Raw genomic sequence first — 9,848 nt, forward strand, 5'->3', positions numbered from 1 at the left:
GTGTCAGGTCCTTTCGGCAGCCGCGGCGAGGCCCCGCAGGAGTCGGTCGACGTCGTTCTCGTCGTTGTAGAGGTGGAAGCTCGCCCGGACGACGTCGTCCCGGGCGCCCTCGAGACAGTGGTCGCCTGCGCGTACGTAGACACCGCCACGTTCGAGCGCGAACGCCACGTCCGCGCCGGCCTGGCCATCGAGACTGAAGGCAGCGATGCCGCTGTGCGCGCAGTCCGCCTCGACCGGCGGTCCGAGGAGGGTGACTCCCCCGATCCGGGCGGCGCCGTCGGCGAACCGGGCGGCTAGGCCGGCGAGATGGCCGCCGACCCGGTCGAGCCCGATCCCGTCGACGAATGCGGTGGCGCTCGCGAGCGCCACCGCGCCCACGCCGTCGAGACTGCCCTCCTCAGCGGCGTCGGTGAGCGGGGACACGTGGTGTGCCGGGCCGCTGCGGGCCGCTGCCCGGTCGACCGCGATCCGATGATGCTGACCGCGACGTACGTAGACCGTGCCCGTGCCTGGCGGCCCGAACATCTTGTGGCCCGAGACGACAGCGAGCTCGGCGCGGGACCCGGCCAGCCGCAGCGGCAGCCGTCCGGCGCTCTGGGAGCAGTCGAGACAGACGGTCGCTTCCGGCGGGATGGCGAGCTCGGCCAGGTCGGTCCGGGTGCCGTGGAGGTTGTGGACGTCGGTCACGACGACGACCGCGGTGCGGTCGCTCGCTGCTCGCGCGAAGTCGTCGGCGTCGATGCGCCCCAGCCGGTCACGTCGGTACGCCACCGCCCGGACGCCCTGGTGACGCATCCGTTTCGCGAGCCGGAGCCAGGGCCGGACCGTCGAGAGGTGGTCGCCGGAGCAGTAGAGGATGTCGCCGCCGTTCGCGAGGGCGGCCGGCCCCCACCGGTCGGCCAGGAACGCCATCGCGCCGGTGGCGCCGCGGGTGAAGGCCACCTCGTCGGGGAACGAGGCTCCGAGGAACGCGGCGACGGCGGCGCGGGCATCCTCGACACGGCGCAGCGCATCGCGCGCCCACGGATGTCCGCCCCGACCGGGGTTGGCGGCAGGCCCGCGCAGCTCGGCGGTGAGCTGCGCGATGACGGGTTCGGGGCAGGGGGTGCCGGAGGCGGCGTCGAGATAGACGAGATCAGGTTCAGCGGTGAGGGCCGGGAAGAGTTCACGGGAGCCGAGCACGGACGACTCCGGCTCCGGTCAGGTTTCGCGAGCGATCGTGAATCCGGCCTTGGCGAGCGTCGATCTGAGGACTCTCGGCTCCACCGGCGCATCGGCCGTGACGCGCGCGCTCGAGACGGCTCCCGGGTTCAGATCGACCTCGACGCCGTGGACGCCGTCGAGGTTTCCGAGAGCGTTGGTCACGCTCTCGACACAGCGGTTGCAGGTCATTCCATCGATGCGCACTTCGAACTGAACCGACATGAGACTGCCCTTCAGTAGGACTTCGCTGGTGGTCAGAAAATATCACCGAACCGAGGGCCGCGCGGTCGGTTCGGCGCGGTCGGTACGGGGCATCGCGCGTACACCGTCAGCTCAGGATCTGCGCGAGACCGCGGCCCACGAACAGCACCCCGAAGACGATGAGCACGACGATGCCGATGATGCGGTTGTGGGCGAGCAGCCAACGGGTCGCGGTCCGCAGCCACTCCCGACCCCGCTCTCCGGCGAGGAGGAACACGATCATCGGGACGACGAAGTCGACCATGCTCGCCGCCAGCAGCAGCGCGACACCGACGACCTGCGTACCCACCGTCGTGTCGGCCGTGATGACGATGCCCAGCCCGGAGAGCAGGATGGCGACATTGGGGTTCACCAGCGCCAGGAGCAGACCGGCTCCGAGCACCAGGCGGAGCGACGGGTCACGCAGCCGGGAGACCCAGCCAGGCTCCGCCTCGGCCCCGGGGGCCATCGCGCCCGGCGAGCGAGGATCCACCGAGCGACGTACCGGCCGGAACCAGGAGATGCCGGCCGCGATCACGAACAGGGCACCGACCACGAGGCTGATCCAGCCGCGGATCGTCGACGGGTCCTCGGTCCCTGTCTCTGCGGCACGGCCCGCCACGAGGGCGATCGCCGACAACATCCCGTAGACGACCAGGAACGGCGCCGCCAGCGCGACCACGTTGCGGAAGGGGTGCGAGGACCCGAGCAGGAGCAGACAGGCCACGATCGCGGCGGGTGTGACCGCCAACCCCACCATCTCCGGCAGCAGCTGGCCGACGAGTTCCCACATGAGCACAATGTCGCTGTTCCGGTGGCGCCCGCCCTCACCTCTTCCGGGGGATCTCCACCCGTATCGCGATCAAGGACTGCCGCACGCTCATCCGACGATCAGTCCCCGTCACCGTCGCCGGCGATCCCACCACCGCCACCTTCGGGTCCGAGCGGGATCTTGTCCTCGAGCTGGTAGGCGATCGTCTCCTCCAGCGGCACCGACGGCGGGAGCTTGCTGAAGTCCTCGGCTGGCTGCTGCTTCGTCATCTCTCGAGTATCCCTCCACCTGAGCTCCGGCGTTCGGGAAACCGATCCGGATGCTCTTCGGGCGGACCGGAATTGGCGAGGCGGCCCACGGCCAGGTGCGGCATGCTGATCGGATGCCGTTGTTCACCCCGAGGTGCCCCGTGTCGGAGAAGGCTCGGCACTGGGTCGAGACGTCGGTCGACCGGCTGCGCGTGGAGTTCGGCGACGCCGCACTGTTCGGCGAGGTGCTCACGCCGGGCGACGTGCTCGCAGGGTGGTCACCACGGAGCGATCTCGGGGACGTCGAGCAGCTGCTGGAGCTGGTGTGCGTCCGTATGGACGCCCCGCACGCCTCGATCGATCTGCGCCTCACCGACGAGGCCGCGGACCCGGATCTCGGCGGCACCGTCCCCCTGTCCAGCCGGTGGAGCGGCGAGGCCGGTCACTACCAGCGCGAGGGCGATCGCTTCGTGGTCGCGGTGAGCCGCGGAGAGCTGAGGAACCCGATATCCCTGACCGCGACGCTCGCACACGAGGTCGGTCACGTCCGGCTCCTCGGCGAGAACCGGATCTCACCCGACCAGTACGACCAGGAACAGCTCACCGATCTCGCCACCGTCGTTCTCGGACTGGGCGTCTTCAGCGCCAACGCCGCCTTCGACTATCACCAGGACAGCACCGGCTGGCGCACCCGGCGCCTCGGGTATCTGGGCGAGCAGCTGTTCGGCTACGCCCTGGCGTACGTCGCTCACTGCCGTGGCGAGCATGCCCCCGCCTGGGCGGCGCACCTGGACACGAACCCGCGCACCTACATGAAGCAGGGTCTGCGGTATCTCAGGACGCGTGACACCTGAGCACCGATGAGTACGCAGCTGAGCACCGCCTGACCGGCGCGGATGGGTAGATCGACCCACTGACAGTGGTGGTCGAGATGCGCCGTACGACCGATGCGGAGCGGCCGCGCGCGGACCTAGCGTCGCCGGTATGGACACCACACACATCGAGACGATCATCATCGGCGCCGGCCAGGCCGGCCTGGCGACCGGCTATCACCTGCGTCGCCGCGGCCGCCCGTTCCTGATCCTGGACGGGAACGCACGTGTCGGCGACAACTGGCGGCGCCAGTGGGACACGCTCCGGCTCTACTCACCGGCCAAGTACGACGGCCTCCCCGGGCTGGCGTTCCCGGCGAAGAGGTGGTCGTTCCCCGGCAAGGACGACGTGGGCGACTACCTCGAGACGTACGCCCGCACCTTCGAGCTGCCCGTGCGTCTCTCGACACGGGTGAGCAGGCTCGAGGCGGACGCCGGCGGCTTCCGGGTCACGACCGACGGTGGCACCTGGACCTGCGAGAACGTCGTGGTCGCGACCGGCTCCTTCGGACGTACGCCGAACGTGCCGGATGTCGCCGCGCAGCTCGACCCGTCGATCCTGCAGCTCCACTCCAGCGAGTACCGCCGCCCCGGGCAGCTGCGGGAAGGGCCGGTGCTCGTCGTGGGGGCCAGCCACTCCGGCTGCGACATCGCCTTCGAGGTGGCCGAGTCCCGGCCGACGATCCTGGCCGGCCGCGACTGCGGCCAGATCCCGCCGCGTCTGGAGTCGCCGGTGACGCACGTGATCTTCCCGGTGCTGCTCTTCATGTGGCGCCACGTCATCACGCGGCGGACGCCGATCGGGCGCAAGGAGATGCCCGCAGTCCGACACCACGGCGGGCCGATGCTTCGGGTGAAGCGGTCCGATCTGGCCGCCCGCGGCGTCGAGCGGGTGACCTCCAGGATCGAGGAGGTACGCGACGGATTGCCCGTCGTCGACGGCGAGCCCCGTGAGGTCGCCAACGTCGTGTGGGCCACCGGCTTCCGGCAGGCCTTCGACTGGATCCATCTGCCGGTGCTCGACGAGGACGGCTGGCCGCGGGAGATGCGCGGCGTGGTCGCGGACGCCGACGGGCTCTTCTTCTGCGGACTCAGCTTCCAGTACGCGTTCAGCTCGATGCTCCTCGCCGGCGCCGGCCGCGACGCGGGCCTTGTCGCCGACCGGGTCACGTCCCGGATGCGGTCGCTCGAGCGGGTCTCTGTCGCCGCCTGATCGGCGTACGCTCTCCAGGGGAGGTTCCTGCCGTGGCCGACGTCCAGCCGGAGAGCGCCCGCGTCGACTACGACCGCGGCGACTGGGCCGCGGCGTACGCAGCATGGTCGGCGGCCGACCCCGCCGTGCTCTCGGCCGGTGACCTCGAGGACTTCGCCGTCGCCGCCGAGCTGACCGGTCATCATGACGAGACCATCGCCGCCCTGCAACGTGCCTTCTTGCTGAGCCAGGACGCCGGCGATCTCGGGCGCTCGGTCCGCTGCGCGTTCCAGATCACGATGACGGCGCACGTCCACGGCGAGAGCGCGCTCGCGCGCGGCTGGACCTCGCGAGCGGAGGGGCTGGTCGACGGCTCCGACGACGGCGTCGAGGTCGGCTGGGTGAACTTCCTGCGGATGTTCCGCGCCCTGGGCACCGGTGACTTCGGCTCGGCCGCCGGCTACGCCGACAAGGTGGCGGAGTGCGGCCGGCGCCACGCCGAACCCGACCTCACCGCCCTGGGCCTCTGCTCCCAGGGCCGGCTGGCGATCTACTCCGGCCGGGTCGTCGACGGGCTCACCCTGCTCGAGGAGGCGATGGTCCGGGTGATCGCGGGCGAGGCCTCCCCCGTCGTCGCCGGCCACGTCTACTGCACCGCGATCGAGGGCTGCCAGGAGATCAGCGACTTCGGCCGGGTCGCGGAGTGGACGGCCGCCCTCGAACGCTGGTGCGCCGCCCAGCCGGGGCTGCTGGCGTTCACCGGCCAGTGCGCGGTCCACCGCGGCCAGCTGTTGCGGCTGCACGGCAAGTGGCAGCAGGCTCTGGAGGAGTTCGAGCACGCGACCCGCCGCTACCAGGAGGTGCACGCACCGGACGCCGTCGGGCTGGCGGCGTACGAGGCGGGCGAGGTGCTTCGGCTGCGCGGCGAGTACGCCGAGGCCGACGCCGCCTACGAGCGCGCCGCCGACTCGGGCTTCGACCCGCAACCTGGTCTCGCGATGCTCTGGGCGGCCCGTGGGCAAGGCGCCGCGGCGCTGGCCGCGGTCGACCGGCTGCTCGCGGAGACGGGCGGTCCGGTGCAGCGCTGCCGCCTCCTGCCCGCCGCGGTGGAGGTGCTGATCGATGCCGGCGAGGTCGACCGGGCCCGCGAGGTGGCTGCGGAGCTCGACGCCCTCGCCGGCGCCTTCGGCTGCGACTGGCTGGAGGCCGCCGCCGCGCACGCGCACGGTGCCGTCGAGCTGAGCGCCGGGGACCCCGCCGGTGCCCTCCCCTACCTGCGCAAGGCCCAGCAACTGTGGGCCCGCGCCGGCGCCACCTACGACCGCAGCCGGGCCCGGCTGCTGACCGGGCGCGCACTGGCAGAGGCCGGAGACACCGAGTCGTCCCGCCGCGAGCTCGAGGCGGCGCGTACGGCGTTCCGGCAGATCGGCGCCCGCCCTGCCGCCGACGAGGCCGAAGCCCTCCTCGCCCCCGCCTCCCTGCCCGCCGGCCTCACCGCCCGCGAGGCCGAGGTCCTCCGCCTCGTCGCCTCCGGCCGCAGCAACGCCCAGATCGCCGCCGACCTCGTCCTCAGCGAGAAGACCGTCGCCCGCCACCTCTCCAACATCTTCACCAAGCTCGACGTACGCTCCCGCACCGCCGCCACAGCCTTCGCCTTCGAGCACGGCGTGGTGTGAGGCCACGGTTCTCGAGCAACCAACTTGGCCCAGGCGACCCGAGGCCAGGTGCGGCGTGCTGCCTCGTTACCCCCAAATCTCCCAGTACGGGTAGTTGAATCCCGTTGGGTCGACTTGCTGCTTGGTAACCATGTCGTGAGCGTCCCAGGGCAGGAGTTGGTCCCAGCCGTACGCGTTGAGGAACTGCATCTGGTTCTGCGAACGTAGGCCGAGGACCTTGATCAGGAGTGCCTCGACGTCGCGACTGGCCACATCGACGTCCACGCTGAAAGCGTCTGGCCTCCAGTCGATCCGGCTCCACCCCTTCTTGTCCTCGTCGACCGCGGCCACCAGGTCGAACGTGAACCACGAGAACCGATTCCATTTGATGCCGTGCGGCTCGTTGCCATCATGCTGCTTCAGTCTCGCGCCGAGACCGCCGGCACTGCGAGCGATGCCTGTGTACTGCGGCCCGTAGTCGTCGTAGAGGATGTAGACCCCTGCGGCCTCGCGGAAGTCGCAGAGCCGAAGGCCCGGGGCATTGATGCCGCGGCGTCCGAGCAATTGCCAGGCCCGGCCGGAGCCTGGGCTCCAGTCGACGAGTTGACGGTCCCAGAACAGACCATGCGCGCCGACAAGATGACCTCCGGAAACCTCATTGACTGTCATCGCCCGAGGATTGCACAAGCACCTGGAACCTGAGATGCGAACCGTCCATTCATCCCGACGTCCCGGATGGCAGGCTCTTGATCCGTCGACGTGGCCTTGCCCCTGGTGCGGCCCTGCGAACCGCGACTCCGCCGACCATGTTGCACGTGCCGTACCTCATATTGGCTAGGTATCTCCCGCACCTCGCATCGTTATCAGCGATGTGGCCGTTTCGCCTTTCGGACATCGCTACGATCGCGCGCGTGTCCGACAGCCAGCAGTCAACAGGAAAGTCACCCACGGGCGTACTGATCGTAATTGCAGGGCTGCTCGCTGCGATACTGGTGGTGCTGATGAACCAGGACGACCACAGCGAGCCGGCGCCCGGGTCCGTTCCCACTGAGGATGCGTCTGAGATCGATCCTGTCGTAGAGGCGCAGTGCAGGGATCTGATAGCCCAGATGGATAACGCCGACGAGCGAGCAGCAGAAGCGACAAACGCCGCCGATCAAGGCACCTGGATGGACGCACGGGAGGATCTGGACGGCCGCTACCTCAAGGTTTGCGGCGAGTACGATGCCTGGGCGCGACAATCCGGCGAAGGCCCAATCCCGTAGTCATGACCCATGTGCGATCGTTGACACAACTATGCGGCGAGCGCCTCGCCCTTCGAGGTGTCGCCAATGTTGATCGCAGTCTCAGCCCAGTCTGCGGCCGCTCGGTCCTTCTCCAGGAGGCACTCAGCATGGTCCTCGTGTCCGCGATGTGGAGCTCGGGCAGCATCCACTGGATCCACAGCCCGAGGCAGGGGAGATCAAACGCCACGCGGCTCCTGATTCGCCCTGCTTAACCTCGATGATTCACGGCGTGAGGGTCTGATCGGCGTGTAGAAGCACGGTTCCTTCTGATCAGGAGAAACTTGACTTGCGACAGTTCAAGAACTCTTGATCGGAAGGCACCTGGTAGGTGAAGCATAGAAGATGGTCGACCGGTCTGGTGGTGACCGGCGATGGTTCGGCTCCAGGACGACATCACGGCCCGCGCGACGCTCCGCGATCTGGACCTTCGTGCTGCCAAAACGGCCCGGAGACTTCCGCACGAACGCTACCCAGCCGACCCTACCGACCCCGGGGTGTGTCAATCAGCCACGACGCTACGCTGTGACCTGCGCAGATATCGACGACCCCGACGATCTCGTCTCAAGTGGCAAGAGTCAGGTTGTAGCAACCGCGGACCCGGTTCAGGGCCATCCTCGACGCTCAGCGGAGGTTGCAGGTCGAATCACAGTCCCAGGCGACGCGCCACGTCCTGGCCGCCCACCCGGCGGACGACGTCCGGGTCCCCGACCACGACGAGTTGGTCAGTGGCGCGCGACATCCCGACGTAGAGCCGTTCGCGAGCGCGGTCTCGCTCGCCGACCTCGTTGAGGCAAAGCACGACGACTGGACGCTCCAGACCCTTGAAGCCGAGGACGTGGCCATAGAAGACGTCGCCGTCGTCATAGAAGCCCTTCCAGTAGCCGGTCTGGTCATGAAATTGGGTCTGCTCGACCTGGACTGGGTGCCGGTGCCCGGTGGTCAGCAGCACAATCTTGCCAGGTTCCCAGCCCTCTTCGAGGAGCAGGTCGACCTGCTCGTCGGCGACTTCGAGGGCATTCTCCGCAGCGCATCCAACGAACCGTACGGCCGGTCCATGGCCTCCGCGTGAATACATCCGCGAGGGGGCCAGCGGGCCGAACGACTCGTGGATTTCCTGGGTGTTGCGCAGGTTGTGGTCAAGGACCAGGGGCACCAGCTGCACCGGTGGTTGGCCGTAGCGGGCGAAGATCCGCTGGTTCTCGTCGGAGTAGACGAACAGTCCGCCGGTCTCTTCCGATCGTAGGGACTTGAGTACCGGGGTCCACCACGAGTCGGCGAAGTCCTGCGCCTCGTCGACCACGATCGCGTCGTACCGCTTCCCGTCCGGCACCTGCTCGGCCAGTTCACCCATCAGTCTCGGCAGCTGCACCTCCCAGAAGTCGATGTCGGTGCGTTCCCCCGTTGGGGCGCCCCATTGCCGCCCGAACTCCTCCCACGTGCCCACGAACGCAGGGCGATGCTTGCGCGGCCAGCCAGCCACCTGCCGCTTGAGGAACTCAGCCAGGCCGATCGAGTAGCACAGCAGCGCCACCCGCTGCGCCTTCACCTCACCTCTCCCCTGGGTCAGCTGCTTGGCCTGCTGTAGGGCTAAGAACGTCTTCCCGCTTCCGGCGCCGCCACGAACCTCGACCCGGTTGATAAGCCGCGTGACCTGCAGGATCAACGCCTGCTGCTCGCTGAGCCGATCCGCGGCAGCACCCCGCTCCTCGGCCTCGGCGTTGATGTCGTACGTAGTGGTCAGCCGCCCACCGAGGATGTCCGCGATCACCTCGAGATCGTCAACATCCGGAGTCCGCTGGACCGAGTCCATCTTGTACGCGTTCTGCCGGACCCTCATTCCGATGTCGCCCATGTCCGACTTGGCGTGGAGCGCCCAACGCGGCAGGTCGGGTAGCGAGAATTCGTCCGGGAACTCCGAGTACGGCGTCACGACGCCGTGCGCCCACGAGACCCGGCCCCGAGTTCCCCATCGCGGATCGTTCTCGACGTACCGGCGCAGCGCGTGCTTTGCCTCGCGGGCCTGATCGACCGGCCTGATCCACCGGCTCTCGCCCGCCGAGGTCTGGATCCAGCCCTCGTCGTACCAGACCGACGCGCCCTTCACCTCAAGGACGACCACTCCGAACTCCGGCACCAGCACAACGAGGTCAGCCTCATAGTCCCGGTCCTCATCGGTCAAGCGGACATTGGCCAGCACGATCTCGGCGTCGCCAAGATCCATCACCAACCTGTCACAGACCTGCGACTCCGACGAGGTCACGAACTGGGGGTGCTCTGGAATCAAGCGGGCCACCTGTGTGCTCGGGACTGCTGCAGGGCTAGGTGACATCTGATCTGTGGTGCCGAGAGGTGCTGCTGGAAGGATGTGTGCTGTGCCCAA

At 68.8% G+C, this 9,848-nt stretch carries 10 protein-coding genes; 4 read left to right on the forward strand and 6 right to left on the reverse strand.

What is annotated here, in order from left to right:
- Nucleotides 1–3 precede the first annotated feature (3 nt).
- The 4 genes from WBG06_RS16895 to WBG06_RS16910 form a co-directional block, all read right to left on the reverse strand.
- Complete coding sequence (locus WBG06_RS16895) at nucleotides 4–1,182, reverse strand: aminotransferase class V-fold PLP-dependent enzyme (protein ID WP_336738039.1); 1,179 nt, start codon at nucleotides 1,180–1,182, stop codon at nucleotides 4–6.
- Nucleotides 1,183–1,200: 18 nt separating this feature from the next.
- On the reverse strand, nucleotides 1,201–1,425 hold the full coding sequence (locus WBG06_RS16900; protein ID WP_336738040.1) for a heavy-metal-associated domain-containing protein: 225 nt from the start codon (nucleotides 1,423–1,425) through the stop codon (nucleotides 1,201–1,203).
- Nucleotides 1,426–1,531: 106 nt separating this feature from the next.
- On the reverse strand, nucleotides 1,532–2,236 hold the full coding sequence (locus tag WBG06_RS16905; RefSeq protein WP_336738041.1) for a GAP family protein: 705 nt from the start codon (nucleotides 2,234–2,236) through the stop codon (nucleotides 1,532–1,534).
- A 98-nt stretch (nucleotides 2,237–2,334) separates the two neighbouring features.
- Nucleotides 2,335–2,484 (reverse strand): hypothetical protein, encoded by a 150-nt coding sequence (locus WBG06_RS16910; protein WP_336738042.1) that lies wholly within the window; start codon nucleotides 2,482–2,484, stop codon nucleotides 2,335–2,337.
- A 140-nt stretch (nucleotides 2,485–2,624) separates the two neighbouring features.
- Between WBG06_RS16910 and WBG06_RS16915 the strand changes: the two genes are divergently transcribed.
- The 3 genes from WBG06_RS16915 to WBG06_RS16925 all read left to right on the forward strand — a co-directional run bounded on the left by WBG06_RS16915 (nucleotide 2,625) and on the right by WBG06_RS16925 (nucleotide 6,203).
- Entirely contained in the window at nucleotides 2,625–3,317 is a 693-nt protein-coding gene (locus WBG06_RS16915; protein ID WP_336738043.1) for a hypothetical protein, read from the forward strand.
- A 130-nt stretch (nucleotides 3,318–3,447) separates the two neighbouring features.
- Nucleotides 3,448–4,548, forward strand: coding sequence for a flavin-containing monooxygenase (locus WBG06_RS16920; RefSeq protein WP_336738044.1), 1,101 nt, complete (start codon nucleotides 3,448–3,450; stop codon nucleotides 4,546–4,548).
- A gap of 32 nt (nucleotides 4,549–4,580) precedes the next feature.
- The gene (locus WBG06_RS16925; RefSeq protein WP_336738045.1) at nucleotides 4,581–6,203 is read left to right on the forward strand and encodes a helix-turn-helix transcriptional regulator; all 1,623 of its coding nucleotides are present in this window, start codon (nucleotides 4,581–4,583) and stop codon (nucleotides 6,201–6,203) included.
- 66 nt (nucleotides 6,204–6,269) lie between these two features.
- On the opposite strand, the gene WBG06_RS16930 is transcribed toward WBG06_RS16925, so the two are convergent.
- The gene (locus WBG06_RS16930; protein ID WP_336738046.1) at nucleotides 6,270–6,851 is read right to left on the reverse strand and encodes a GIY-YIG nuclease family protein; all 582 of its coding nucleotides are present in this window, start codon (nucleotides 6,849–6,851) and stop codon (nucleotides 6,270–6,272) included.
- Between the two features lie 242 nt (nucleotides 6,852–7,093).
- Here WBG06_RS16930 and WBG06_RS16935 point away from each other — a divergent pair, with 242 nt between their 5' ends.
- Complete coding sequence (locus WBG06_RS16935; protein ID WP_336738047.1) at nucleotides 7,094–7,447, forward strand: hypothetical protein; 354 nt, start codon at nucleotides 7,094–7,096, stop codon at nucleotides 7,445–7,447.
- A gap of 664 nt (nucleotides 7,448–8,111) precedes the next feature.
- Here the strand turns inward: WBG06_RS16935 and WBG06_RS16940 are convergent.
- Complete coding sequence (locus WBG06_RS16940) at nucleotides 8,112–9,797, reverse strand: nuclease-related domain-containing DEAD/DEAH box helicase (protein WP_336738080.1); 1,686 nt, start codon at nucleotides 9,795–9,797, stop codon at nucleotides 8,112–8,114.
- Between the last annotated feature and the right edge of the window lie 51 nt (nucleotides 9,798–9,848).

Origin of the sequence: Nocardioides sp. CCNWLW239 (assembly GCF_037137035.1) — a bacterium.
Taxonomy (GTDB): Bacteria; Actinomycetota; Actinomycetes; order Propionibacteriales; family Nocardioidaceae; genus Nocardioides.

Excerpts from the sequence above, each read along its gene's own strand:
- WBG06_RS16905 (WP_336738041.1), bottom strand. The coding sequence starts at position 2,236 with ATGTGGGAACTCGTCGGCCAGCTGCTGCCGGAGATGGTGGGGTTGGCG.
- WBG06_RS16920 (WP_336738044.1), top strand. The coding sequence starts at position 3,448 with ATGGACACCACACACATCGAGACGATCATCATCGGCGCCGGCCAGGCC.
- WBG06_RS16900 (WP_336738040.1), bottom strand. The coding sequence starts at position 1,425 with ATGTCGGTTCAGTTCGAAGTGCGCATCGATGGAATGACCTGCAACCGC.
- WBG06_RS16940 (WP_336738080.1), bottom strand. The coding sequence starts at position 9,797 with ATGTCACCTAGCCCTGCAGCAGTCCCGAGCACACAGGTGGCCCGCTTG.
- WBG06_RS16910 (WP_336738042.1), bottom strand. The coding sequence starts at position 2,484 with ATGACGAAGCAGCAGCCAGCCGAGGACTTCAGCAAGCTCCCGCCGTCG.
- WBG06_RS16930 (WP_336738046.1), bottom strand. The coding sequence starts at position 6,851 with ATGACAGTCAATGAGGTTTCCGGAGGTCATCTTGTCGGCGCGCATGGT.